Source organism: Pseudomonas sp. p50(2008) (assembly GCF_015351605.1).
Classification (GTDB): Bacteria; Pseudomonadota; Gammaproteobacteria; order Pseudomonadales; family Pseudomonadaceae; genus Aquipseudomonas.
In genome coordinates, this window is record NZ_JACMYF010000004.1 from 292,040 (window position 1) to 317,092 (window position 25,053).

A 25,053-nucleotide genomic window follows, 5' to 3' on the forward strand; every position below is an offset into this window, starting at 1 on the left:
ATGCTCGGACATTCTGCTGGAGATGGCCGGTGAAAGCCCTCGACGAACTGACCTTCGATAACCGCGTCGCCCGCCTGGGCGATGCCTTTAGCGCCCATGTGCTGCCTGAACCCATCGACAACCCTCGACTGGTGGTGGCCAGCCCTGCTGCCATGGCGCTGCTCGATCTCGAACCGGCCGTGGCCGACACCCCGGAGTTCGCCGAGTTGTTCAGCGGCCACAAGCTCTGGGCGGACGCGGTGCCGAGGGCGATGGTCTATTCCGGTCACCAGTTTGGCTCCTACAACCCCCAATTGGGCGACGGTCGCGGGTTGCTGCTGGGTGAGGTCTACAACGAAGCCGGGGAACACTGGGATTTGCACCTGAAAGGCGCCGGTCAGACGCCCTTCTCGCGCATGGGTGATGGACGGGCGGTATTGCGCTCGTCGATCCGCGAGTTTCTGGCGTCTGAAGCGCTGAACGCCCTGAACATTCCGACCACCCGGGCGCTGTGCGTGATCGGTTCAGACACCCCGGTCTGGCGCGAGAAACAGGAGCGCGCGGCCATGGTCTTGCGCCTGGCGCCGAGCCATATCCGTTTCGGACATTTCGAATATTTCTACTACACCAAGCGCCCCGAGCAGCAGAACGAACTGGGCCAGCACGTCCTGGCCATGCACTTCGCGGAATGCCTCGAACAACCAGAGCCGTACCTGGCGATGTTCCGGGAAATCGTCGAGCGCAATGCCGAGCTGATCGCCAAATGGCAAGCCTATGGTTTCTGCCACGGCGTGATGAACACCGACAACATGTCGATCCTGGGCATCACCTTCGACTTCGGTCCGTTCGCATTCCTCGATGACTTCGACGCCAACTTCATCTGCAACCACTCTGATGATCAGGGCCGCTATTCCTTCAGCAACCAGGTGCCGATCGGCCAGTGGAACCTCAGCGCCCTTGCCCAGGCACTGACACCGTTCATCAGCGTCGAAGCCCTGCGCGAAACACTGGGCTTGTACCTGCCGCTGTATCAGGCCCATTACCTGGACCTGATGCGCCGTCGCCTCGGCCTCACCACCGCCGAAGACGATGACCAGAAACTGCTCGAACAGCTGCTGCAGCTGATGCAGAACAGCGGCGTCGACTACAGCCTGTTCTTCCGTCGCCTGGGCGACGAAGCACCGCAACTGGCCGTCGCCCGACTGCGCGATGACTTCGTCGACATCAAAGGCTTCGATGCATGGGCCGAGCGCTATGTGGCCCGGGTGGCTCGTGAAGGAGAGATTGACCAGCCGCAGCGCCGCGAACGGATGCACGCTGTGAACCCGCTCTACATCCTGCGCAACTATCTGGCGCAGAAAGCCATCGATGCGGCAGAGGGCGGCGATTACTCAGAGGTTCGCCGCTTGCATGCGGTGCTGAGCAAGCCGTTCGAGGAACAACCGGGGATGGAACGTTACACCGAACGGCCGCCGGAGTGGGGCAAGCATCTGGAGATCAGTTGTTCGTCCTGAGGTTTGTCAGATAAAGGTTTCCACCGACACCCCAAAGCGCTCGGCCAACCAGCGGATCTGCCGCAGGTTGAGCTGGCGCTTGCCGCTCAGTATTTCCGAAACGACCGATTGCGTACCTACACCCGGTAGGTCGCTCTGAGTCAGGCCATGCTCGCGCATCATGTATCCGAGAACCTCGGCACCGCTCGCCTCGGCCATGGGGTGGTGCGTGTGATCCCACTCCTCAATCCAGTCGCCGATGATGTCGACAAGGCTCATGAGTGGGTGCGACTCATCATCGCCGGTTATTTCAAGCAACTCATCGAGCGCAAGCACCAGTCTGTCATAGCCGTCTTCGTTTTTCGGCTTCTGCAGCAATGGCGATACGAACTCCCAATGCTCCGCTGCCTGTTTGATCAGTACACTCACTCTCTGCCCTCTTTCCATTTCCCTCGGTCATATTCGCGATGATCCAGCACATGCTTGATGTAGAGCTTCTGGTGCTGGTATCGAACATATGCAATCAAGCGCAGCTTGTTTCCTCCGATATCGAATACGTGTAACTCCCCAACCTTGTCGGTCGCGGGAAACAGCGATTTCATAGCAGCAAAATCACAAGGGTTGTTTCGCCTGATCAGTCGAAACCAGTGATCAAGCGCACTCGCTGAGTTTGGCCATTTTTCCTTTGAGTCGCGAATCCGTTTTTCTGAGAAGACACGCATGCAATTCCTTATCGCATTTTGCTATGGATGAGTTAACCACAGGGAGAAAATATCGCAAGTTGCGATACCGATAAGCAGACCAATGGCCGGTTGGCATCCTCCCAGCGTAGATTCGCTGCGCTAATTGGAACGATTGAAAATATAAGCAAACGTCTCCAAATAAGAAGAATCAGCTTCTCAACTGGAACCTTCTTATGACCGACCCTCTCCTCATCCCCTGCCCCCACTGCAACGGACTGAACCGCATCCCCGCCGAACGCCTCAACGACCACCCTAAATGCGGCCGCTGCAAGGCCGAGGTGTTGTTGAACAAGCCGTTCGAATTGAAGCAAGGCGATTACGCCAGTCAGATCAAGGGTGATCTGCCGCTGCTGGTGGACGTGTGGGCGGACTGGTGCGGGCCGTGCAAGTCATTTGCGCCGGTGTTCGAGCAGGCGGCTGTGCAACTGGCGGGCAAATGTCGACTGGCCAAGCTGGACAGCGAAGCTAACCAGGCGTTGTCGGTGCAGTTGGGGATTCGCTCGATTCCGAGCCTGATTTTGTTCAAGAACGGCCGGGAAGTGGCCCGCCAGAGCGGAGCGTTTCCGCTGCCACAGCTAATGAGCTGGTTGCGTAGCCAGGGGATTTAAAATCACGGCACATTCAAATGTGGGGGCGAGCCTGCTCGCGCTAGGGCCGTAACATCCAACATCGTTGTTGACTGTTACACCTCAATCGCGAGCAGGCTCGCTCCCACATGGGTTCTGTGTTCTCGGTAAATCAGGCGTTTTCGAGAAGGTTATGCAACTCGACAAATTGCTGGGTCAGCTTGTGCCGAGGATCGAGATGAATCAGCGGCGTATTGGCCTGATGGGATTCGCGCATGCGCACCGACGTCCCCAGGTAAACAGGCAGCACCGGCAATCCTTCCGCAATCAACTCGTCGAGAATTTGCTGCGGCAGGCTGGCCCGGGCCTGAAACTGGTTAACGACGATGCCCTCTACTTCCAGCCCCTCGTTATGGTCTTCCTTCAGCTCTTCGATCTCAGCCAGCAAACCGTACAGTGCCTGGCGCGAAAAACTGTCGCAATCGAACGGTATCAACACGCGATCGGCTGCGATCAATGCCGAAACCGCATAGAAATTCAGTGCTGGCGGCGTATCGAGATAGATCCGGTCGTAATCTTCGGACAATTCGTCGAGCAGTTTGCGCAGCTTGTTGATCTTGTGTTTCGCCTCAAGTTTGGGCTGCAAGTCGGCCAGCTCGGCAGTGGCGGTGATGACATGGAGATTATCGAAAGGGGTTTCGTAGATATCGACCCTGTTTTTCTTCGAGAACGGCCCGGAAGACAGGGTCTGCTTGAAGAAATCGGCAATGCCCATCGGGATGTCATTACCGGTAAGACCTGTCAGGTACTGAGTGGAGTTTGCCTGGGCATCGAGATCCACCAATAGGGTGCGATAGCCTTCACTGGCGCTGACCGCCGCCAGATTGCAGGCAATGCTGGATTTGCCTACGCCACCTTTTTGATTAAACACCACGCGACGCATGTCAAAACCTCCGTGTATCAAAGAATGACCGAGTGTAGTGGTCTACCACGCCGCTTAGCTACCTCCTCCGTCGCAATATGAATGCTGGCCAAACGACATCTTTTCCCGGACCAACCGGTACATTTTGTTGAGCAAAATGTAACCAGCATTTGCTACGCGCCCGCCGCACCGGGATAATGCGCGCCACTCGGCGCCTGGCGCCACGCAAGGCATGTCGCTGGTTCGTGACTCACTGCGTCAAAAAAGCCCCAGGGGCGGGATGAATGTCTGTGATCAATTTCAACATCGCCCAATGGCGCGCTTGGGCCCCTGGGCTCGAAAGTGTGGACGACTGGCAGGCCTGGAGCCGCGATCCGGTCGTGCTGCCGAGCAGCGATGCAGCCCCCGACGTCTCTTTTCTACCCGCGATGCAGCGTCGCCGACTCAGCCGTCTGGCGCGGATGGCTTTCAGTGTTGGCTGGCCGTTGGCCGATGGTCTGAAGGATTTACCGCTGGTCTTTATTTCCCGACACGGCGAAACCCCACGCACCTTCGACATCTTGAGTGAACTGGCCGCTGATCAGCCTCTTTCACCGACCCAGTTCAGCCTCTCTGTTCACAACGCGATAATCGGTCTCTGGTCGATCATGCGGGGTGAAACCAGTGAAATGACCGCGCTCGCGGCGGCCGGCGACGGGCTGGAACACGGCATGCTAGAGGCGGCGGCGCTGCTTGAAGAAGGCGCGACCGCGGTGCTGGTGGTGGTCACCGAAGAGCAACCGCCCGAAGCCTACTCGACCTGGATTGACGATGTGCCGTTCCCGTATGCGCTGGGCCTGCTACTCACACCCGGTAAAGATTGGCAGCTGTCCCTGAACAGCACCCCACAAGCATTGTCCAAACCCCACTGGCCTCACGCACTGAATCTCTTGCGTACCCTGCTCGGCCAGCAGACCACCTGCCAACATGCCTGGAAAAATCGTGTATGGACCTGGCAACGCAACCAGTAACCGAGAAAGCCCGCGACGCCTATTACTGGCGTCTGCTGGCAACCGCCGCCAGCTTCACCCTCTTCGGGTTGGGCGGGCTGTGCCTGCGCCTGGTGGTTTTCCCGATCCTGAACTGCCTGCCTGGTGATACCCAGACCCACAGGCTGCGGGCAAGGAAAACCGTCAGTCGCTGCTTCTGGTTTTTTGTGCGGTTCATGGCCCGCTCCGGCGTGCTGACCTACAACATTCAGGGCGCCGAAAAGCTCGGCCGGCCAGGGCAGATGATCGTGGCCAATCACCCGTCTCTGATCGACGTAGTGTTTCTGATCGGCCTTGTGCCCCATGCCAACTGCGTGGTCAAAAAAAGCCTGTGGGAAAATCCCTTCACCCGTGGCCCCCTGCGCAGCACCGACTACATCAGTAACGACGGCAGCATGGACATGCTCGATGCCGCCGCCGATGCGCTGAAAAGCGGCCAGACCCTGATCATCTTTCCCGAAGGCACTCGCACCCAGCCCGGTAAACCACCGGCCTTTCATCGGGGGGCCGCGGCAATCGCGCTGCGCGGTGCGAAAATCCTCACTCCGGTGACCATTAAAGTCAGCCCCACGACGCTCACCAAGGCCGAGCCCTGGTATCGCATTCCGAAACGCCGCGTGCACTTCAGTTTCCACGTCGGGGCCGATATAGACCCACAAGCCTTCGCCGCGTGTGGCCCGGCGCCCCAGGCCTCACGGAAGCTCAACGATTTTTTGCATTCTTACTACATTAAGGAGCTCGCCGAAGATGAGCGATCTACACCGTGAAATCAAACAACTGATCATTGACGCCCTGGGCCTCGAAGACATCAGCGCACAAGATATCGGCGACGACCAGACACTGTTCGGTGAAGGCCTGGGCCTGGACTCTGTAGACGCGCTTGAACTCGGCCTGGCGATCCAGAAAAAGTACGGCATCAAAATCGATGCCGATGCGAAGGACACGCGCAATCACTTCAGTAACGTGGCGAGCCTTGCGGCGTTCGTCACCGCAAAACAGGCAGCTTGAGACCGGACCATGCAAACTCGTGACGACATATTCAACACCTTGCGCGATGCCTTGGTCGAACTCTTCGAGCTGGACCCCGAGCGCGTGAGCCTCGAATCCAATCTGTACCAGGACCTGGAAATCGACAGTATCGATGCCGTCGACCTGATCGATCACATCAAGCGTCAAACCGGCAAGAAAATCGCCGCCGAGGAATTCAAATCGGTGCGTACCGTCAGCGACGTGGTCGAGGCGATTTACCGCCTGGTTGAACCCGCCGCATGAGCCGATTGATCGGCCTGGGCCTGCTGCTGGCGGGCCTGCTGTACCCTTTCGCGGTGTATTTCGGCATGGAGCATTTCGCCCCGTGGCAATTTGGTTTGCTACTGGGCAGCTTGTGGCTGGCGCGGGCGCTATTGGGGTCACGCAAGCCAGGCAGCGTGTGGATGGCGATCACCGCGATAACGTTTTGCCTGTTACTGGCGGTGTTCGACAGCCCGCTGTTGCTGCGCTGGTACCCGGTGCTGATCAGCGCATTCATGCTCGGCCTGTTTGGTCTGAGCCTGAAATTCGGTACGCCGATGGTCGAACGCCTGGCTCGCCTGCGTGAGCCGCATCTGCCGGCCAAGGCCATTGTTTATACCCGCCAGGTGACCATCGCCTGGAGCGTATTTTTTCTGTGTAACGGTTTGCTGGCCGCCGCCCTGACCCTCTGGGCTCCGCTGAGTTGGTGGATGTTGTACACCGGCCTGATCTCCTACGGGTTGATGGGGCTGCTGTTTGCCATTGAATGGCTGATACGCCAACGGGTACGAGGCCACCCATGAATTGGATAAAACTTGAGCATCTGCTGCTCAAGGCTCAACCGGAACGCGTGGTGACGGCCGACCCGGTACTGAATCACGCGCACCTGTGCGCACAGGCATTGAGTCTGGCCGCCGGCCTGAAAGAGCAAGGCGTGCAGCGCGTCGCCGTGCATTTTGAAGACGCAGCGGATCTGGCCATTGCCCTGCTCGGTGCCTGGCGCGCCGGTGTCAGCGTGCTGCTGCCTGCCGATCTGCAACCCCAGACGCGCCAGCGCTGGTCGAGCGACGTCGACCTGTGGCTGACCGATCTGGCAGACGATGGGCACCTGACCGATTATCAACATCCGCCAATGCCCCCTGCCGAACTGGATCTGGACCTTTGTCGGTTGAGCGTGTGTACCTCCGGTTCCAGCGGTGAACCCAAGCGGATCGAGAAAACCCTTCGTCAACTGGCCAATGAAGTCCAAGCGCTGGAAGCGCTCTGGGGCGAGGACCTGGGCGAGGCTTGCATCATCTCGAGCGTCGCCACCCAGCATATTTATGGATTGCTGTTCAGGGTGCTGTGGCCGCTGTGCGCCGCACGCCCGTTCGTGCGCACGCAACTGGCCTTCCCGGAGGACCTGCAACGCGCCAGCCGCGAACAGGGCACCTTCGCCTGGGTCGCCAGCCCGGCGCTGCTCAAGCGTATGGGCGACAACCTCGACTGGCCAGCCTTGAGCGCGGTGCGTCGGGTGTTCTCATCCGGCGGCGCCTTACCGGCCGAGGCCGCGCAACGTTTGCATCAGCGCTTGCAACAGTGGCCGACAGAAATTCTCGGCAGCTCGGAAACGGGGGGTATTGCCTGGCGTCAGGCAGATGACCTGTGGCGACCCTTTACCGGTGTCGAGCTGAGCCAGGACAGCGACGGCGCGCTGCTTGTCGCTTCGCCTTATCTGCCACCCGGTCATACCGAACACACTGCGGATGCTGCGCGAATCGCTGCCGACGGCCGATTCGAATTGCTGGGGCGGCTGGACCGAATCGTCAAACTGGAAGAAAAGCGTATCTCGCTTCCGATGCTCGAACACGCCCTGATGGCACACGGCTGGGTGGCTGAAGCGCGCCTTGGCGTCGTGCAGGAAAACCGCGCCTCATTGGGCGCGCTGCTGGTGCTGAGCGAGTCCGGCCTGCATGCCTTGCGCAATCAAGGCCGGCGCACACTCACTGAAGCACTGCGTCAGCACCTTAGCCAGCACTGCGAAACCCTGGCGCTGCCGCGACGGTGGCGTCTTTTGCGACAACTGCCGCTGAACGCGCAGGGCAAGCTGCCGCAAGCCCAGGTCGAAGCATTGCTGTTGGCGCCGCGTCCGAAAACACCGGAGGTGCTCGAACAGGTTGAGGTCGAGGGTGAGTGGAGCCTGCAACTGGCGGTGCCACCGGACCTCGCCTTCTTCAGTGGTCATTTCCCGCAGACGCCCGTGTTACCGGGCGTGGTGCAGGTGGATTGGGCGTTAAGCTTTGGTCAGCAACTGATGAACCTGCCGGAAAAATTTGCCGGCATGGAAGTCCTGAAGTTTCAGCAACTGGTGCGTCCTGGGGATGAAGTGCAACTGCATCTGCGCTTCGACCCGGTACGCAGCAAGTTGTATTTCGCCTATCGCAACGAGACCGCGACCTGTTCAAGCGGGCGGATTTTGCTGGAGGCCAATGTTGGGTAATGTACGATCCCCTGCAGCAGCTGCCGAAGGCTGCGTCCGAGTGCGAAGCTCTCGCCTTGGCCCGCCCATTCACTCCAAAAAACCCTCAACGACCGCTTCGCGGCCGGACGCAGGCTTCGCCAGCTGCTACAGGGGTGTGAATCTTCATGCATAAGCCCTGCGCCATCATCCCCGTCTACAACCACGAAACCGCCATCACCGCCGTGGTCGATGCGGTGCTCGGCAGCGGTTTGCCCTGCATTCTGGTTGACGATGCCAGCGATCCAGTCTGCGCAAAAGTGCTCGACCACCTGGCCCGGCGCGAAAACGTCTTTCTGATCCGCCTCACCGCTAACCAGGGCAAGGGCGGCGCGGTCATGACCGGTCTGCGCGAGGCTTCCCGCCTGGGTTTCAGCCACGCCTTGCAGGTGGACGCCGATGGTCAACACGACCTGCTGGATGTGAGTGTTTTCATCGAGCAATCGCGCGCGCATCCCGAGGCAGTCATCTGCGGTTATCCGCAATACGACGCCAGCGTGCCAAAAGGTCGCTTGTATGCCCGTTACCTGACTCATGTGATGGTCTGGATCAACACGCTGTCGTTGCAGATACGCGACTCCATGTGCGGCTTCCGCGTTTATCCAGTGCCACCGACCCTGGCGCTGATCAATTCGGCAAAAATTGGCAAACGCATGGATTTCGACTCGGACATTCTCGTGCGACTGGCCTGGCGCAACCAGCCCATGCACTGGTTGCCCACCAAGGTTCATTACCCGCTGGACGGCGTTTCGCATTTCCGCCTTTTCCACGACAACGTGCTGATTTCGAGCATGCACACACGCCTGTTCTTCGGCATGTTGCTGCGGGCGCCGGTGATTCTCTGGCGGCGGTGGCGAGCATGAGCGTCGACAACGAGCACTGGGCCGACCGCGAGGAACGGGGCAGTTTCTGGCTGATGAAATTCACCGCCGTCTGCGCCAAAGTGCTGGGCCGGCGGTTGCTCAGCCCGCTGCTGTACGGCATCGTCCTGTACTTTTTCCTGTTCGGCCGCAGCGCTCGTAAAAGCGCCTGGCAATACCAGCAGCGCCTCGCCGACTGGAGTGGCCGCAGCGAACTGCGCCCGACCCATTGGCGGGTGTTCGGTCAGTTCATGGCGTTTGCCGATTCGATGCTCGACAAGCTCGACGTGTGGAACGGCAAACTGAGCATCGAGCAGATCGAAATCATCGACCCGGCGCTGCTGCGCAATCAGCTACGCGGTACTCGCGGGCAGATGCTGGTGGGCGCACATTTGGGCAACCTCGAAGTCTGCCGCGCGCTTGCCGAGATCGGCGAAAAGGTCACCATGAACGTGCTGGTGCACACCAAGCACGCCGAACAATTCAACCGTTTGCTGGGCGAAGCCGGGGCGACCAACCTGCGCCTGATCCAGGTCAGCGAGCTGAACCCGGTGATCATGCTGCAACTGCATGAGCGCCTGGAGCGCGGCGAATGGCTGGCGATTGCCGGCGACCGCGTGCCGCTGCACGGCGGGCGAAGCGTCACGGTGGATTTTCTCGGCCATCCCGCGGCGTTCCCCCAAGGGCCTTGGCTGCTGGCGGGCCTGCTCAAGTGCCCGGTCAATCTGTTGCTGTGCCTCAAGAAACCCACCGGCGATTATCGACTGACCCTCGAACCGTTCACCGACGCCGTGGCCTGGAAACGAAGTGAGCGCGAGCAGGTCATTCATCAGTGGGCGACCCGCTACGCCGAACGCTTGGGTCACTATTGCCTCGAAGCCCCTCAACAATGGTTCAACTTTTACCCTTTCTGGAAGACCGATGACGACGCCAACGCTTGAGCCGGTAACTTTCGGCGAACTCCCTTTGTCCATCGAAGACGTGCTGGTCCTGGCCAACCGTCAGGCGTCGACGCAATTGCAAGGCGACCCCGAGTTCCGTCGGCGTATCGCCAAGGGCGCGCAGTTCCTGGATTCCCTGCTGGACAAGGAAGGCGTGATCTACGGTGTCACCACCGGTTATGGCGACTCTTGCGTGGTGGCGGTGCCGCTGCATCACGTCGAGGCGCTGCCCCGCCATCTGTACACGTTCCACGGCTGCGGCCTGGGCAAACTGCTCGACGCCCAGGCGACTCGTGCGGTACTCGCGGCGCGTTTGCAGTCGTTGTGCCAAGGAGTGTCCGGGGTTCGCGTGGAACTGCTGGAACGCCTCCAGGCGTTCATCGAACACGACATCCTGCCGCTGATTCCCGAGGAAGGTTCGGTAGGCGCCAGCGGGGATCTGACGCCGTTGTCCTATGTTGCCGCGACGTTATCGGGAGAACGCGAGGTGATGTTCCGTGGCGAACGTCGACAGGCCGCTGATGTGCATGACGAACTCGGCTGGGAGCCGTTGGTGCTGCGTCCCAAGGAAGCGCTGGCGCTGATGAACGGCACCGCCGTCATGACCGGTCTCGCTTGCCTGGCCTATGCCCGCGCCGATTACCTGTTGCAACTCGCCACGCGCATCACGGCGCTGAACGTGGTTGCGCTGCAAGGCAATCCGGAGCACTTCGACGAGCGCCTGTTCGCCGCCAAGCCTCATCCCGGGCAGATGCAAGTGGCCGCCTGGCTGCGCAAGGACCTGGCAATCGACGCGCCGACTGCACCGCTGCATCGCCTGCAGGACCGCTATTCCCTGCGTTGTGCGCCGCACGTTCTCGGCGTGCTGGCCGACAGTCTTAACTGGCTGCGCTCCTTCATCGAAATCGAGCTCAACAGCGCCAATGACAACCCGATCATCGACGCCGAAGCCGAGCGTGTGCTGCACGGCGGGCACTTTTACGGCGGTCACATTGCCTTCGCGATGGACAGCCTGAAGAACCTGGTCGCCAACGTCGCCGATCTGCTGGATCGCCAACTGGCACTCCTGGTGGACGAGCGTTACAACCACGGCCTGCCAAGCAATCTGTCCGGCGCCAGCGCTGATCGCGCGATGCTCAACCACGGCTTCAAGGCGGTGCAGATCGGCACCAGCGCCTGGACCGCCGAAGCGCTGAAAAACACTATGCCCGCCAGTGTGTTTTCGCGCTCCACCGAGTGTCACAACCAGGACAAGGTGAGCATGGGCACCATCGCGGCGCGCGACGCCATCCGTGTGTTGGAGCTGACCGAACAGGTCGCCGCCGCCACGCTGCTGGCCGCCAACCAAGGCGTCTGGTTGCGCAGCAAAGCCGAGGACGCGCGTCCTTTGCCACCGGCCCTGGCGGCCATGCACGAAGCCCTGGGCAAGGACTTCCCGCCGGTCATCGAAGACCGGGCACTGGAAGGCGAATTGCGTCTGTGCCTCAAGCGTATCGCCGAACAACACTGGAGGCTTCATGCGTAGCAAGGGCGTGCTTCACATCGATACGGAAATCCAGGTGCCATTTTTCGACGTCGACACCATGCACGTCGTCTGGCATGGCCATTACGTCAAATACCTTGAAGTCGCCCGCTGCGCGTTGCTCGACAAGATCGGCCACAACTACACCGCCATGGTCGAATCTGGCTATGCCTGGCCGGTGATCGACCTGCAACTGCGTTACGTACGCGGCGCCGTGTTCGGCCAGAAGCTGAATGTTCGGGCCAATCTGGTGGAATGGGAGAACCGCCTGAAGATCAACTACCTGATCAGCGACCTGGACACCGGCGAACGCCTGACCCGCGCCGTGTCCGTGCAAGTCGCTGTCGACATGGACAGCCGTGAGATGCAACTCGCATCGCCCAAGGTCTTCACCGACGCAGTCGAAAGGATGCTTCCATGAACCTGCTGACGATCCTCTGTAGCAGCTGGCGAAGCCTGCGTCGGCTCCGGGGTCGCGCTCGACCTAAGCAGACGCCCGGCGAGATACCGCATGCTCAGGTTTCACGACGGCTTCGCCGCCGAACGCAGCCTCGCGGGCTCGGCAGCTGCTACAGAATGGTGGCGGGCTTGGTTTTAATGTTGGGTGTGTCGGCGGCACAGGCGTTTGATCTGCAACAACTCAGCAATCAACTGGCCAAACCCGATGTGATCCACGGCCATTTCATTCAGGAAAAACACCTGCGCGCCCTGCCTCAACCGTTGACCAGCAAGGGCACGTTCGTTCTCGCAAAAAATCAGGGCCTGCTGTGGTTACTGAAAACGCCGCTGCAACAGGATTACCGCATCAACGACAAAGGCATCTCACGACGTGATGCCAACGGTTGGCAACTGCTACCGGGCAAAAGTGCCGGCGCCGAGCAGAACCGTTTGTTCCTCGCCGTCTTGCAAGGTGACAGCAGCGGACTGACCCGGGATTTCGAGCTGTCGCTGAGCGGCGATGCACAGGACTGGAAGCTGACCTTGATCCCCCGCTCGATGTTGCTCAAGCAGGTGTTCAACCAGATCAACATCACCGGGGGTGAATTGGTGCACAGCATCGAACTGCTGGAAACCCAGGGCGACAGCACGCTGCTGCGCATGCAGGACAGCACCAGCGCACAACCGTTAACCGAAGCGGAGCAGCATGACTTTGCCGAGTGAACGCAGGCTCCCCACGTTCTTTCTGATCCTGCTGCTGGCGGTGCTAGCGCTCGCTGGTTGGCAATGGCGTGACGGCCCCCCGCTGTCGGCCAACCTCATGGAGCTGGTGCCGGGCACCGCCCCGGACGCATTGGAACTGCGCGCCGAACAACGCATGCAAGAACCGCTCAACCGGGAAATGCTGGTGCTGGTCGGCCATACCGATCGCCAGCAAGCCGTCGCGATGGCGCAGAAACTCGGGGAGCAGTGGCAGGCCAGCGGCCTGTTCGAAAAGGTCCAGTGGAACCTGCAAGCCGACCTGCCGGCATTGCGCACGCAACTGTTGCAAGGTCGATTGGCAATGCTTTCCGCAGAGGATCGGCAACAGCTGATCGAGCACCCCGACGCGTTCATCCAACAGCGCGTACAAGCGCTGTTCGACCCTTTCACTGGCTTCACGCTGGTGCCGAGCCAGGATGACTGGCTCGGCCTGACCGGACGCATCCAGAACAGCCAGCCGCAGCACGGCGCAGTGCAGCTGGACATCGGCAGCGGCGCGCTGATTGCCGACGCCGACGGCAAAAGTTGGGTGTTGCTGCGTGCACGCACCACCGGCAACGCCTTCGACATGAAGCTGCCGTTGCAAGTGGCCGACCTGCTCCAGACCAGTCGTGAAAAAGCTGCGCAGGCCGACGTGCAACTACTCGCCGCCAGTGGCCTGCTGTACGCCGCCAACGGACAGCAGCAAGCCACCCGCGAGATGACCTGGGTGGGCGGCGGCGCGACGGTCGGGATTTTGCTGTTGCTGTTGCTGGCCTTCCGACGCTGGCGCGTTGTGCTCGCGTTCGTCCCGGTACTGGTGGGCATGCTGTTCGGCGCAGTCGCGTGCGTCGCGTTGTTCGGTCATATGCATGTCATGACGCTGGTGCTGGGTTCGAGCCTGATCGGCGTTGCCGTCGACTACCCGCTGCATTACCTGTCCAAGAGCTGGAGCCTGAAACCCTGGCACAGTTGGCCGGCCTTGCGCCTGACGTTGCCCGGCCTGACGCTGAGCCTGATCACCAGCTGCATCGGCTATCTCGCCCTGGCCTGGACGCCCTTTCCGGCCCTGACCCAGATCGCCGTGTTCTCTGCCGCCGGGCTGCTTGGCGCTTACCTGTCTGCGGTGTGCCTGTTACCTGCGCTGTTCAAGGGCGTGGATCTGCGACCGGCGCAATGGCCGCTGACAGTCTCCGAATACTTGCTGAAGCTGCGCGAGGCATTGCTCAAACATGCCAGCACGCCGGTGCTGCTGGCCTTGCTGATCGCCTTCTGCGTGGGCGGTCTGTTGAAGCTCGACAGCAAGAACGATATTCGCCAATGGGTCGGCGCACCGCAGCAATTGACCGATGAAGCTCAAGCCATTGCGCGCATCACCGGCTATCAACCCACCAGTCAATTCTTCCTGGTGCGGGCGACCAATCAAGAGGAATTACTCGAACGGCAAACCGCGCTGAGCGACCGCCTGGATCAACTGGTCAACCTGGAAAAACTTCAGGGCTACCTCTCGCTCAATCAATTGGTCAGTCAGCCAAGCGAGCAGTTGCAGGTGCGCAAAGCGCTGCAAAAACTGGCGCAATTCTGGCAGCCACTGCTCGACCTCGGTGTGCCGGCCGAAGCGCTGCACGCCGAAGTGACGAAGCTGCAGGCTTTGCCCACTCAGGACATCGACGCGGCACTGGCCGGCCCCTTGGCGGAGCCTTATCGCCCACTCTGGCTGGGCCCGACCGATGACGGCGGTGTGGCGGCCATGGTCAGCCTGCAAGGTCTGAACAACCCTGCGCTGCTGCAAATTCAGGCGAGGGACTTGCCGGGAGTGGAACTGGTCGATCGCCTCGGTGAACTGAATTCGGTGTTTGCCGCCACCCAGATCAGCGCCGCTGAATTGAAACTCGCCTCCTGCGTGTTGATCGTGCTGGTGCTGATCCTGCCGTTCGGCCTCGGCGGTGCCCTGCGCATCGTCGCCCTGCCGTTGCTGGCCGCACTGTGTAGCCTGGCCAGTCTGGGCTGGCTGGGACAACCGCTGACGTTGTTCAGCCTGTTCGGCCTGCTGCTGGTGACGGCGATCAGTGTCGATTACGCGATCCTCATGCGCGAGCAGGTCGGCGGCGCTGCCGTGAGCCTGCTGGGCACCTTGCTGGCAGCGCTGACCACCTGGCTGTCGTTCGGTTTACTCGCGGTTTCGAGCACCCCTGCCGTCAGCAACTTTGGCCTCTCGGTGAGCCTGGGCCTGGCCTTCAGCTTCATGCTGGCGCCGTGGGCCGGGCGCCAAAACCATGCGGTTGTGGTTGCGGAGCGGGCAGCGTGATGATCCTCGGGTTTTGGGCAATGGCCCTGGCGCTGTTCGCCGTGGCCACTCGTGTCGGGCGCCACTCCGGCCTGATCCCGATCGTCAGCCAATTGCTCCTGGCGACCCTCGGCTTGCCGCTGTTGATGTACTTCTGGATCGAGCCGGGCTGGCAGTTGAGCGGCGCTCAACTGATCTCGCCCACCTGGTTGAAAAATCTCTACAGCCTGAGTTTTGCCCTGCTGCTGGGACACATCCTCAGTGATGTGATCGACCTGCGCCTTGATCGCCAGAGCCTGAAAATCGCTCTGCCGAGTTTCTGCATTCCGTTCGCCTGCGGACTGGCGACGGCCGCTTGGCTGCTGCCGGCGCAACCGTGGATCAGTTCACTGGCGGTCGGTTTGCTGTTCGCCATTACCGCGATCCCGGTGTTGTACCTGTACCTGCGGCACATCAACTACCCGACTGCCGCCACTCGGCGACTGGTGCAAACCGCGATCCTGATCGACCTCACGTGCTGGACCCTGTTCGCCATCGCCCAGGGCAGCCTGCACCTGAGCAGCCTGTTGCTGCCACTCGCCGGGGCGTGCCTGCCGTTGCTGCTGCGTCTGCTCAGGCTGCGCCAACCGTTGCTGCACAGTGGCTGCTTCTTCGCCCTGCTGGTGGTCGCGGAACACTACAGGCTTAACGCGCTGATTCTCGGCATCGGTTATCTGTTGTGCATGGCGGCATTGAAAGTGCCGCTGATTCTGCCGCTGCCGGCCCTGTGGATGAGTCGCCTGCAGACGTACATTGCGATCCCGCTGATCCTCACGTTCGGTATCGTGCAGATCAACGTCCACAGCGCCATGGACAGCCTCAGCGGACTGCAACTGAGTGCACTGCTGCTGTTGCCGATTGCCAGTAAACTGCTGGGCAACTGGCTCGGCCTGGGCTGGGCTGGTGCATCGTTCGAAGGCGCCAGCCGCTGGCGCGAAAGTATCCTGCTGAACATTCGCGGTTTGAGTGAGATCGTCTTTCTCAACCTGCTGTTGCAACAACAACTCATCAGCCCGGCGCTGTACTTTGCGCTGATGCTGATGGGCCTGATTGCGACACTGCTGCCGGCACTGGCCGGTATGCACCGAACCCCCATGAACATCGCCGCCCCGACAAGGAATCCCCATGCCAACAGTTGAAATGGAACGTCGCCAGGTTGTTGTCATCGGTGCAGGCCCGTCGGGCGCAATCGCCGCCGCGCTGCTCAAGCGCAAGGGGCACGATGTGCTGATGATCGAGCGCCAGCATTTCCCGAGATTTTCCATCGGCGAAAGCCTGCTGTCCCACTGCCTGGATTTCGTCGAAGAAGCCGGCATGCTCGAGGCAGTGAACGCCGCCGGGTTCCAGCTGAAAACCGGCGCCGCCTTCGCCTGGGGCGAGCAGTACAGCGCCTTTGATTTTGGTGACACCTTCAGCAACGGCAAGCCCACCACCTTCCAGGTACAGCGCGCCGATTTCGACAAGCTGCTGGCGGATCAGGCCGCGTTGCAAGGCGTGGAAGTCCGCTACGGCGAAGCCATTGTCAGCGTTGATATCGACCGGCCAAACCCCCTGCTCGGTGTGCAGCGAGAAGACGGCAGCGAGTACCAGATCGAAGCCGGGTTCATGCTCGATGCCAGTGGTTACGGCCGCGTCCTGCCGCGCTTGCTCGACCTCGAAGCGCCCTCGAATTTTCCGGTGCGCCAGGCCGTGTTCACCCACGTCGAAGACCATATCGACAACCCGTCTTTCGACCGTACGAAAATCCTCGTCACCACCCACCCGACCCAACGGGACATCTGGTTCTGGACCATCCCCTTCAGCAATGGCCGATGCTCGGTAGGCGTGGTCGCGGCGGCGGAACATTTCGAAGGTCGCGCCGATAATCTCGACGACTGCCTGCGCGGATTCATCGCTGAAACCCCTAGCCTGTCCGGCGTGCTGAACAATGCCGTGTGGGATACGCCGGCGCGCACCATCGGCGGTTACTCCGCCAACGTCAAAACCCTGCACGGCCCGGGCTTTGCGCTGTTGGGTAATGCGGCGGAATTCCTTGATCCGGTCTTCTCCTCCGGCGTGACCATCGCCATGCGTTCGGCGAGCATGGCCGCCGCCGTTCTGCACCGCCAACTGCAAGGCGAAAGCGTCGACTGGCAGACCGAATTTGCCGAACCGCTCAAGCGTGGCGTGGACACGTTCCGCTGCTACGTCGAAGGCTGGTACGCCGGGACTTTCCAGGACGTGATTTACCACCCGGACAGCTCCCCCGATATCCGCCGCATGATCAGCGCGATCCTCGCGGGCTATGCCTGGGACGTGCGCAACCCGTTCGTTGCCGAACCCAAACGCCGACTGCGCATGCTGTCGGAGCTCTGTGCAAGGGATGCGACATGAGTTACCTGAGCGACAACTACGTCGAGGAAACCCGCTTCGGCTTCTGGTTCCTGCGCAGCCATACCTGGCAGCACCATGTGTTGCGAGTCGCCATCAATGACTTGCGCAACCTGTTCACTGAAGCGCTGCCGTGCAATCCCGTGTTGCTGGATGCCGGTTGCGGTCAGGGCAAGTCGTTCCAGTACTTGCACCAGCGCTTTTCGCCTCAGCGATTGATCGGTCTGGACGCCGACCCACACAGCTTGCTCCTTAGCCGTGAAGAAGCGGCCCGTCAGGGGATGGACGTGGAGTTGATCGGCAGCGACTGCGCCCGCATCAACGTGCCGGATGACAGCGTTGACCTGCTGTTTTGCCACCAGACGTTCCACCATCTGGTCGAACAAGACGAAGCCCTGGCCGAGTTCTACCGGGTGCTCAAGCCGGGTGGTTATCTGCTGTTCGCCGAGTCCACCGAGGCTTACATTGATACGTGGGTGATCCGCTGGTTGTTTCGTCATCCGATGCACGTGCAGAAAAGCGCTGCCGGGTATCTGCAGATGATCCGCCAACAGGGTTTCGAATTCAGTCCGCAGAACGTTTCGTACCCGTACCTGTGGTGGAGCCGCGCCAGGGATTTCGGTTTGCTTGAACGCTTCGGCTTGCGTCAGCCAAAGCCCTTTGGCCAGCGGGAAGAAACCCTGGTCAATGTGGTGGCCCGCAAACCGCTTGAGAGAGCACTGTGATGTTCACTGTCGTCAAATTCTGTGGGAGTGAGCCTGCGCGCGATTGCGGTGGCTCAGGCAACCTGACTGTTGGATGTAATACCGTCATCGCGAGCAGGCTCACGCCTACCGGGATAGCGAGGTTTTTGCTACTGGGCGCCGCCTTGCTGTTGAGCGCCTGTGCCAGCCGCGCGCCGCTGCCCGAGCAGACCCCGGACCTGCCGTTGCCACTGCAACTGCACGTCCAGCGCCTGCAGGACAATCAGCGTCTGGACTGGGTTTTGGTGATCCAGCGCGAAGGCCCTGGCATTCGCTGGTCGATGATGGACTTGTTGGGTATCCCGCAGGCCCGCCAGAAACTGATCGACGGTGAATGGCACGCCGACGGTCTGCTGCCGCCGAATCCGGAAGCGAGAGAGCTGTTCGCGGCACTGATGTTTGCGCTGACGCCCAAGGATCAACTCCAGGGTAACTATCCGCTCGCCTGGCAACATGGCGCACAACGGAGCCTGCCCGAGCACTGGGATGTGCGTTACGCGCAGCCGATGAATTTTGAGCTGACCCTGCCTAAAGGCCCGAAATATCAGGTCACGCCGCTGAGCGGGGACACGCCATGACGGCCTATCTGAACGCACTCGGGGTGATCTGTGCCCTGGGTCGCGACAAGCAGGAAGTAGCACACCATCTGTTTGCCGGTGACTGCTCCGGCATGCGCAACGAAAGCGGCTGGGTCGCAGACCGCTCATTACCGGTGGCCGCCGTACGCGGTGAGCTCGCCGCCATTCCCGCTGGACTCGCGGACCAAGGCACCCGTAATAATCAATTGCTGCTCGAAGCGGCACTGCAGATCCGCGGAGACATCGACCAGGCCATCCAGACTTACGGTCGTGACCGTATCGGCGTGGTCCTGGGCACCAGCACATCGGGCATCGACGAAGCCAGTCGCGGGCTCGCTCACTACATTCGTGAAGATGAATTTCCCGCCCAATACGACTATCAGCAACAGGAACTCGGCGCGCCGGCGAATTTCCTTGCGCAATGGCTGCAATTGAGTGGTCCGGCCTATGTGATTTCCACCGCCTGCACGTCCAGCGCACGGGCGTTGATGAGTGCCCAGCGCCTGCTGAATCTCGGCCTGTGCGACGCGGTGCTGTGCGGCGGGGTCGACACCCTGTGCAAGCTGACATTGAACGGGTTCTCAGCGCTGGACGCGGTATCCGGGCAACGCTGCAATCCGTTTTCGGTCAATCGCAACGGCATCAACATCGGCGAAGCAGCGGTGTTGTTTCTGATGACCAGACGTGCCGGCGAACATCAATCGATTGCCCTGCTCGGCAGCGGCGCCAGCTCCGACGCGCATCACATCTCCGCCCCGGAACCGACCGGCCGCGGTGCCCTGCAAGCGATGCGCAAAGCCCTGAGCCGCGCGAGCCTGCAACCCGAACAGATTGGCTACCTGAACCTGCACGGCACCGCCACGCAACACAACGACGCGATGGAAAGCCTGGCGGTGGCCACGCTGTTCCCGGCAGGCGTGCCGTGTTCGTCGACCAAACCGATGACCGGTCATACCCTTGGCGCGGCCGGGGCACTCGAAGCGGCCTTCTGCTGGTTGAGCCTGAGCACTGACAATCAACAGCACGCCTTGCCGCCGCACGTCTGGGATGGCCAGCCAGACCCTGGGCTGCCCGCACTGAAGTGGGTGACCCCGGCCGATCGGCTGACGTCCATTGCACCTCGCTACCTGATGAGCAATTCCTTTGCCTTCGGTGGCAACAACGTCAGCCTGATAATCGGAGACGCACCATGATCGACTGGCCGCTCGCCGAATTGCTGCCTCACGCTGGCGACATGATCCTGATCGAGCAGGTTTTGTCCTTCGATGACGAGCAGATCCTCACCCGGCTGACCGTCAAACCCGACGGCCTGTTCAACCGTCCAGACGGCAGCCTGCCAGCCTGGGTCGGCATCGAACTGATGGCCCAGAGCGTTGCCGCCTACGCCGGCTGCCACGCACGCCAGCGTGGTGATGCCGTGGCGCTGGGCTTCCTGCTGGGCACCCGTAAATTCGAATGCAACGTCGAACATTTCCCCGCCGGCACCGAGCTGACCATCCACGGGCTGCGCTCGCTCGAAGACGATAACGGCATGGGCGTGTTCGAATGCCACATCAACGCCCCCGGCATCCACGCCACCGCCCGTCTGAACGTGTTCCGCCCGCCTCAGCCTGCGCAATATCTTCATGAATCGAAGGAGTCCAGTCATGACTGAATCCGTACTGGTCACCGGTTCCAGCCGTGGCATCGGCCGCGCTATCGCCTTGCGTCTGGCCCAGGCCGGGCATGACATCGTGCTGCATTGCCGCAGCGGTCTCGCCGACGCGCAGGCGGTGAAGGCAGAAATCGAAGCCCTGGGCCGCTCTGCACGCATTCTGCAATTCGACGTATCCGACCGCGCCAGCTGCAAAGCCATTCTTGAGGCAGACGTGGAAGCCCACGGTGCTTATTACGGGGTTGTTCTGAACGCAGGGCTCACACGCGACGGTGCTTTTCCGGCGCTGAGCGAGGATGATTGGGATGTGGTGATGCGCACCAACCTCGACGGTTTCTACAACGTGCTGCACCCGGTGATGATGCCGATGATTCGTCGTCGCGCCGCCGGGCGGATTGTCTGCATCACGTCGGTGTCCGGGTTGATCGGCAACCGTGGCCAGGTCAATTACAGCGCCTCCAAGGCGGGCTTGATCGGTGCGGCGAAAGCCTTGGCGATCGAACTGGGCAAGCGCAAGATCACCGTCAACTGCGTCGCTCCCGGCCTGATCGATACGGCGATGCTCGATGAAAACGTGCCGGTGGAAGAACTGATGAAAATGATCCCCGCACAGCGCATGGGCACCCCGGAAGAGGTGGCCGGTGCAGTGAATTTCCTGATGTCGGCGGAAGCGTCGTACATCACCCGGCAGGTTTTGGCCGTCAACGGAGGCCTGTGCTGATGAAGCGCGTCGTCGTCACCGGCATGGCCGGCATCACTTCTCTGGGCAGCGATTGGGAAACCATCGCCGGCAACTTCGCGGCCAACCGCAGCGGCATTCGCCGAATGGACGAGTGGGACCGGTTTACCGAACTCAACACCCGCCTGGCCGGGCCCATCGATGACTTCAAGGTGCCCAGCCACTGGACTCGCAAACAACTGCGCAGCATGGGCCGCGTTTCGCGCCTTGCCGTTGGCGCGTCAGAGCGAGCCCTCGCCGATGCCGGGTTGCTGGGCGATGAATCGATCAAGGATGGGCGCATGGGCGTCGCTTGCGGGTCTTCCACCGGCAGCACGGACGAGATCAAGGCCTTCGGCAACATGCTGCTCAACTCGGTCGCCGAGGGGCTCAACGCCAATTCCTACGTGCGCATGATGCCCCACACTACCGCCGCCAATATCAGCATCTTCTTCGGCCTCACCGGCCGGTTGATTCCGACGTCCAGCGCCTGCACCAGCGGCAGCCAGGGCATCGGTTACGCCTACGAATCGATCAAGTTCGGCCGCCTGCCGCTGATGCTCGCTGGCGGTGCCGAAGAACTGTGCCCCACCGAAGCCATGGTCTTCGATGCGCTCTACGCCACCAGCCTGAAAAACAACGCCCCGCAAACCACCCCGCGCCCTTATGACAAGGACCGCGACGGCCTGGTGATTGGTGAAGGTGGCGGCATGCTGGTGCTCGAAGAACTCGAACACGCCCTGGCTCGCGGTGCGCGCATTCATGCCGAACTCGTCGGCTTCGGCAGCAACGCCGACGGCCAGCACACCACCCGTCCGGAGCAACTCACCATGCGCCGGGCCATGGAGCTGGCACTGGAAGACGCAGGCTTGCAGCCGTCTGACATCGGCTACGTCAACGGTCACGGCACCGCGACCGAACAAGGCGACATTGCCGAAACCCTCGCGACCAGCGCGCTGTTTGGTGAACACATGCCGATCAGCTCGCAGAAAAGCTTCCTCGGCCACACCCTCGGCGCCTGCGGGGCGTTGGAGTCGTGGTTCAGCATCGAAATGATGAACAGCGATTTGTACGCACATACCTTCAACCTCGATGAAGTTGACCCGCATTGCGGCAAGCTGGATTACCTGCGCGGCGAGTTCCGGCAGATGAGTAATCAGTACGTGATGAACAACAATTTTGCGTTTGGCGGGGTGAATACGTCGCTGATTTTTCGGCGTTGGTCTTCATCTGCAAGCCCGCTCCCACATTGATGGTTTATTGATCGTTCCCACGCTCTGCGTGGGAATGCAGCCCGGGACGCTCAGCGTCCCATCCAGAGCCGAATGCGGAGCGTCCGTTGAGGCATTCCCACACGGAGCGTGGGAATGATCAGTGGTGTAGCTGCTTACGGTGGATCAAGGTTATCCAGCACCCGATTCACCGCCAGCTCTCCCAGCATGATCGACTGCTGAATCCCCAGCAGTGTGTTGCACTGCGAGCCCTCCAGATACCGCGCAAAGTCGCTGGCCATCACGTTCGCTGAGGCCAGGGATTCGCAGGCGTATTCCAACAGGGTCTGGTTGTCGATATCAGGGGCGATGAGGAAGATGGAGCTCGGTTGGCGCGTGCGACCGGCCATGTGATCGGGGGCTTCGAGCGGCTTTTCAGAATTGGGGGTTTCGTGCGGCGACGTCGGATCGGTGTCCGGCGGATTGGGTGTGACCTTTAACATTTGCCAACTCCTTGAATGGAGCCGCAACTGCCTCGCGACTAAACGAATGGGTGGCGGCTGTGCGCAGGTTAGTCGACCGGGGAGTTAGCAATACCGGCGCGCCCGAAAGCGCCCTGCGCACAACCACCATTAAGTACAGGGATGAGGGATACCTGACTGAATAGAACGCTGTGCACCTACTAACAACCCCGGGCGACTAAACCCGATCACTGGGAATCAGTGACCGAACCAAGTTATCGACCGCCCCCAAGGCGCACAAGCCGGCGGATTCTGGATTAGTTGTAGGCAATGCCGCAAGGCGCTGTGGCCTGCTCAAGGCAATATGGAAATGTCCTACACCTTGCAGCGAAACATCCGTTCCGGCATCGATAACTGAACCCTTTCCGGTGAGCTAGCAGACGCTTTCGCGGGCAAGCCCGCTCCCACAGTTTTTTGCAGTGTGACGGCAATCGCGTTCACGCCGCCAGACCCTGTGGGAGCGGGCTTGCCCGCGATTGACTGCGCAGCAGTTGCTTATGTGACACCAGAAACGACAAAGGGCGCCTTTCGGCGCCCCTTCACAAACAGGTCGGCTTGTCATCGCTCTGTACCTGTCTGGCTCTGCGATGGCTGGTTACCCAGGATCCTCAGAGTCTCACAAGCCCCTTTCGGGAACTCCGGTAGTATTGCTTGAAACTGAACCAGGGACAACAGCTGGCAGTTGGCCCGTATGCCACACCTCATGACATCACAAGCCAAGCGCGCTGCGAACTGCGGCTTTGATTGCGTGAAACTCATCTGCTTCAAGCTGTGAAATTAAATAAACGCGCTTCCCTTGGCGATCTCGGCTTTTGATCCGGTCAAGTCTCGACAAGCCGACTGTTGCAACCATATCGCACTTTTCCCAGCAAACTGCATTGGCACCCTGGAGATGGCTTTGCAGTTCCAAATGGTGTTCCAGCAGACGATCCGGCGCAGTGGTGCTTAAAGGGACAACCGTTACCAACAAGCTGTTCGTCCTGTGTTTGCGTATAACGACAACAGGCCTGACTTTAATCATTTCGGGGACTTCAAAACCTCTGAAATCGCAAATCAGCACACTACCTTCCTTAGGTTGATACAGAAGTGGCATCCGTGGCACTCATCAAAAGAAATCGATAATGCGCAAGGAACAGACAAATCTCTAAGGTCGATCCGTAACTTCAAATGTACGGGGTGCGGTGCTTTGATTTTCCCCTTCAACCTTCCTCGTCAACAACTCCACAAACGCCCGCGCCATCGGCGATTTCTGATCCTTGCGCTGCACCAGCCACACCGCCGACACCGCTGCCGGATCAAGCAAAGGTCGGTACACCACCCCATCAATGCGCATCCGCTGATAAGACGCCGGCAGCACCGACACGCCCAACCCCGCCGCCACCAATCCAATGATGGTCATTGCCTCGCCGGCTTCTTGGGCGAAGTGCGGGCTGAAGCCGGAGTCTCGCGCCAGGCTCAGCAGTTGCGCGTACAGCCCGCTGCCGTAGCTGCGTGGGAAAAAGACGAACGGTTCGAGAGCCAGGGCTGACAGAAACAGGCCGCCCTCGCTGCCATTCACCAGCGGATGCTTGGAGCTGAGCACCGCCACCAGCGGCTCACGCATCAGCTCCACCACGCTCAGAGAATCCGGCAGACCCAGCGGTCGCATGATCCCGACTTCGATCGACTCATCCACCAGCGCCTCAGCCACTTGGGTACTGCTCATTTCCCGCAGGTTCAAATGCACCGCCGGAAAACGCTGGCGGAACGAAAAAATCGCTTGGGGAATGGTCGAGTTGAAGGGCGCCGACGAGGTGAATCCAATTTTCATTTCGCCCAGCTCACCGAGTTGCGCCCGGCGTGCGACGTCCGCAGCCTTGTCGACCTGCGCCAGCGCCAGTCGCGCCTCTTCCAGAAACAGTCGGCCGGCTTCGCTCAGCTCGACCCGACGATTGGTACGCTCGAACAAGCGCGCCCCGACTTCCTGTTCCAGTGCCTGAATCTGCTGGCTCAGCGGTGGCTGCGAGATGCCCAGCACCTGTGCGGCGCGGCCAAAGTGCAGTTCTTCAGCGACGGCGATGAAGTAGCGCAGGTGGCGCAATTCCATGAAAACTCCATTAGGTCGTAAAAGCTCTCAAACAGGTCGAACAATATATTGGATTGAATCATTAGGCAGCTATATGCTTTTTTCATTGCCTGACCGGCTGCCTGC

The 25,053-nt window shown here is 60.6% G+C and carries 28 protein-coding genes; 22 read left to right on the forward strand and 6 right to left on the reverse strand.

Features of this window, described 5'->3' with window-relative positions:
- The first annotated feature begins 29 nt into the window (after nucleotides 1–29).
- Nucleotides 30–1,493: a protein adenylyltransferase SelO gene (gene selO, locus H7698_RS13045; RefSeq protein WP_194691630.1), complete on the forward strand. Its 1,464-nt coding sequence runs from the start codon at nucleotides 30–32 to the stop codon at nucleotides 1,491–1,493.
- A gap of 6 nt (nucleotides 1,494–1,499) precedes the next feature.
- Here the strand turns inward: selO and H7698_RS13050 are convergent, their stop codons facing one another.
- Entirely contained in the window at nucleotides 1,500–1,901 is a 402-nt protein-coding gene (locus H7698_RS13050; RefSeq protein WP_194691631.1) for a helix-turn-helix domain-containing protein, read from the reverse strand.
- A complete protein-coding gene (locus tag H7698_RS13055) occupies nucleotides 1,898–2,194 on the reverse strand; it encodes a type II toxin-antitoxin system HigB family toxin (RefSeq protein ID WP_194691632.1) in 297 nt (98 codons plus the stop codon). Before H7698_RS13055 ends, H7698_RS13050 begins: the two co-directional genes overlap by 4 nt.
- A 194-nt stretch (nucleotides 2,195–2,388) precedes the next feature.
- Between H7698_RS13055 and trxC the strand changes: the two genes are divergently transcribed.
- Nucleotides 2,389–2,823 carry a thioredoxin TrxC gene (trxC, locus tag H7698_RS13060; RefSeq protein ID WP_194691633.1) on the forward strand — a complete coding sequence of 145 codons (435 nt, stop codon included), beginning with the start codon at nucleotides 2,389–2,391 and terminating at the stop codon, nucleotides 2,821–2,823.
- Nucleotides 2,824–2,953: 130 nt separating this feature from the next.
- Here trxC and H7698_RS13065 read toward each other — a convergent pair whose 3' ends face one another.
- Entirely contained in the window at nucleotides 2,954–3,724 is a 771-nt protein-coding gene (locus H7698_RS13065) for a ParA family protein (protein ID WP_194691634.1), read from the reverse strand.
- Between the two features lie 263 nt (nucleotides 3,725–3,987).
- Between H7698_RS13065 and H7698_RS13070 the strand changes: the two genes are divergently transcribed.
- The 20 genes from H7698_RS13070 (at nucleotide 3,988) to H7698_RS13165 (ending at nucleotide 22,383) form a co-directional block, all read left to right on the forward strand.
- Nucleotides 3,988–4,713, forward strand: coding sequence for a beta-ketoacyl synthase chain length factor (locus tag H7698_RS13070; RefSeq protein WP_162439886.1), 726 nt, complete (start codon nucleotides 3,988–3,990; stop codon nucleotides 4,711–4,713).
- Nucleotides 4,689–5,498, forward strand: a complete 810-nt coding sequence (locus H7698_RS13075) for a lysophospholipid acyltransferase family protein (protein WP_194691635.1) — start codon at nucleotides 4,689–4,691, stop codon at nucleotides 5,496–5,498. The genes H7698_RS13070 and H7698_RS13075 overlap by 25 nt, the downstream gene beginning before the upstream one ends.
- The gene (locus tag H7698_RS13080) at nucleotides 5,479–5,739 is read left to right on the forward strand and encodes a phosphopantetheine-binding protein (protein ID WP_122841506.1); all 261 of its coding nucleotides are present in this window, start codon (nucleotides 5,479–5,481) and stop codon (nucleotides 5,737–5,739) included. The genes H7698_RS13075 and H7698_RS13080 overlap by 20 nt, the downstream gene beginning before the upstream one ends.
- A 9-nt stretch (nucleotides 5,740–5,748) precedes the next feature.
- Entirely contained in the window at nucleotides 5,749–6,003 is a 255-nt protein-coding gene (locus H7698_RS13085) for an acyl carrier protein (protein WP_194691636.1), read from the forward strand.
- Nucleotides 6,000–6,545, forward strand: a complete 546-nt coding sequence (locus H7698_RS13090; protein ID WP_194691637.1) for a hypothetical protein — start codon at nucleotides 6,000–6,002, stop codon at nucleotides 6,543–6,545. Before H7698_RS13085 ends, H7698_RS13090 begins: the two co-directional genes overlap by 4 nt.
- A complete protein-coding gene (locus H7698_RS13095) occupies nucleotides 6,542–8,221 on the forward strand; it encodes an acyl-CoA synthetase family protein (RefSeq protein WP_194691638.1) in 1,680 nt (559 codons plus the stop codon). Before H7698_RS13090 ends, H7698_RS13095 begins: the two co-directional genes overlap by 4 nt.
- A 146-nt stretch (nucleotides 8,222–8,367) precedes the next feature.
- The gene (locus tag H7698_RS13100) at nucleotides 8,368–9,102 is read left to right on the forward strand and encodes a glycosyltransferase family 2 protein (protein WP_194691639.1); all 735 of its coding nucleotides are present in this window, start codon (nucleotides 8,368–8,370) and stop codon (nucleotides 9,100–9,102) included.
- Nucleotides 9,099–10,040 (forward strand): LpxL/LpxP family acyltransferase, encoded by a 942-nt coding sequence (locus H7698_RS13105; RefSeq protein WP_194691640.1) that lies wholly within the window; start codon nucleotides 9,099–9,101, stop codon nucleotides 10,038–10,040. Before H7698_RS13100 ends, H7698_RS13105 begins: the two co-directional genes overlap by 4 nt.
- Nucleotides 10,021–11,565 carry an HAL/PAL/TAL family ammonia-lyase gene (locus tag H7698_RS13110; protein ID WP_194691641.1) on the forward strand — a complete coding sequence of 515 codons (1,545 nt, stop codon included), beginning with the start codon at nucleotides 10,021–10,023 and terminating at the stop codon, nucleotides 11,563–11,565. Before H7698_RS13105 ends, H7698_RS13110 begins: the two co-directional genes overlap by 20 nt.
- Nucleotides 11,558–11,983, forward strand: coding sequence for an acyl-CoA thioesterase (locus H7698_RS13115; RefSeq protein WP_194691642.1), 426 nt, complete (start codon nucleotides 11,558–11,560; stop codon nucleotides 11,981–11,983). The genes H7698_RS13110 and H7698_RS13115 overlap by 8 nt, the downstream gene beginning before the upstream one ends.
- Before the next feature lie 155 nt (nucleotides 11,984–12,138).
- Complete coding sequence (locus H7698_RS13120) at nucleotides 12,139–12,723, forward strand: outer membrane lipoprotein carrier protein LolA (RefSeq protein ID WP_235992825.1); 585 nt, start codon at nucleotides 12,139–12,141, stop codon at nucleotides 12,721–12,723.
- On the forward strand, nucleotides 12,707–15,049 hold the full coding sequence (locus tag H7698_RS13125; protein ID WP_194691643.1) for an MMPL family transporter: 2,343 nt from the start codon (nucleotides 12,707–12,709) through the stop codon (nucleotides 15,047–15,049). The genes H7698_RS13120 and H7698_RS13125 overlap by 17 nt, the downstream gene beginning before the upstream one ends.
- Complete coding sequence (locus H7698_RS13130) at nucleotides 15,049–16,206, forward strand: sodium:proton antiporter (RefSeq protein WP_194691644.1); 1,158 nt, start codon at nucleotides 15,049–15,051, stop codon at nucleotides 16,204–16,206. Before H7698_RS13125 ends, H7698_RS13130 begins: the two co-directional genes overlap by 1 nt.
- On the forward strand, nucleotides 16,193–17,440 hold the full coding sequence (locus H7698_RS13135; RefSeq protein WP_194691645.1) for an NAD(P)/FAD-dependent oxidoreductase: 1,248 nt from the start codon (nucleotides 16,193–16,195) through the stop codon (nucleotides 17,438–17,440). The genes H7698_RS13130 and H7698_RS13135 overlap by 14 nt, the downstream gene beginning before the upstream one ends.
- Nucleotides 17,437–18,162 carry a class I SAM-dependent methyltransferase gene (locus tag H7698_RS13140; RefSeq protein ID WP_194691646.1) on the forward strand — a complete coding sequence of 242 codons (726 nt, stop codon included), beginning with the start codon at nucleotides 17,437–17,439 and terminating at the stop codon, nucleotides 18,160–18,162. The genes H7698_RS13135 and H7698_RS13140 overlap by 4 nt, the downstream gene beginning before the upstream one ends.
- A 113-nt stretch (nucleotides 18,163–18,275) precedes the next feature.
- Nucleotides 18,276–18,758, forward strand: a complete 483-nt coding sequence (locus H7698_RS13145; protein ID WP_194691867.1) for a hypothetical protein — start codon at nucleotides 18,276–18,278, stop codon at nucleotides 18,756–18,758.
- On the forward strand, nucleotides 18,755–19,951 hold the full coding sequence (locus H7698_RS13150; RefSeq protein WP_194691647.1) for a beta-ketoacyl-[acyl-carrier-protein] synthase family protein: 1,197 nt from the start codon (nucleotides 18,755–18,757) through the stop codon (nucleotides 19,949–19,951). Before H7698_RS13145 ends, H7698_RS13150 begins: the two co-directional genes overlap by 4 nt.
- The gene (locus H7698_RS13155) at nucleotides 19,948–20,412 is read left to right on the forward strand and encodes an ApeP family dehydratase (protein WP_162439900.1); all 465 of its coding nucleotides are present in this window, start codon (nucleotides 19,948–19,950) and stop codon (nucleotides 20,410–20,412) included. The genes H7698_RS13150 and H7698_RS13155 overlap by 4 nt, the downstream gene beginning before the upstream one ends.
- Entirely contained in the window at nucleotides 20,405–21,133 is a 729-nt protein-coding gene (fabG, locus tag H7698_RS13160) for a 3-oxoacyl-ACP reductase FabG (RefSeq protein ID WP_194691648.1), read from the forward strand. The genes H7698_RS13155 and fabG overlap by 8 nt, the downstream gene beginning before the upstream one ends.
- Complete coding sequence (locus H7698_RS13165) at nucleotides 21,133–22,383, forward strand: beta-ketoacyl-ACP synthase (RefSeq protein WP_194691649.1); 1,251 nt, start codon at nucleotides 21,133–21,135, stop codon at nucleotides 22,381–22,383. Before fabG ends, H7698_RS13165 begins: the two co-directional genes overlap by 1 nt.
- A gap of 134 nt (nucleotides 22,384–22,517) precedes the next feature.
- On the opposite strand, the gene H7698_RS13170 is transcribed toward H7698_RS13165, so the two are convergent.
- The 3 genes from H7698_RS13170 to H7698_RS13180 form a co-directional block, all read right to left on the reverse strand.
- The gene (locus H7698_RS13170) at nucleotides 22,518–22,844 is read right to left on the reverse strand and encodes a DUF6124 family protein (RefSeq protein ID WP_194691650.1); all 327 of its coding nucleotides are present in this window, start codon (nucleotides 22,842–22,844) and stop codon (nucleotides 22,518–22,520) included.
- A 727-nt stretch (nucleotides 22,845–23,571) separates the two neighbouring features.
- Complete coding sequence (locus H7698_RS13175; RefSeq protein WP_194691651.1) at nucleotides 23,572–23,955, reverse strand: type II toxin-antitoxin system PemK/MazF family toxin; 384 nt, start codon at nucleotides 23,953–23,955, stop codon at nucleotides 23,572–23,574.
- A gap of 51 nt (nucleotides 23,956–24,006) precedes the next feature.
- Complete coding sequence (locus H7698_RS13180) at nucleotides 24,007–24,948, reverse strand: LysR family transcriptional regulator (RefSeq protein ID WP_162439904.1); 942 nt, start codon at nucleotides 24,946–24,948, stop codon at nucleotides 24,007–24,009.
- Nucleotides 24,949–25,053 lie beyond the last annotated feature (105 nt).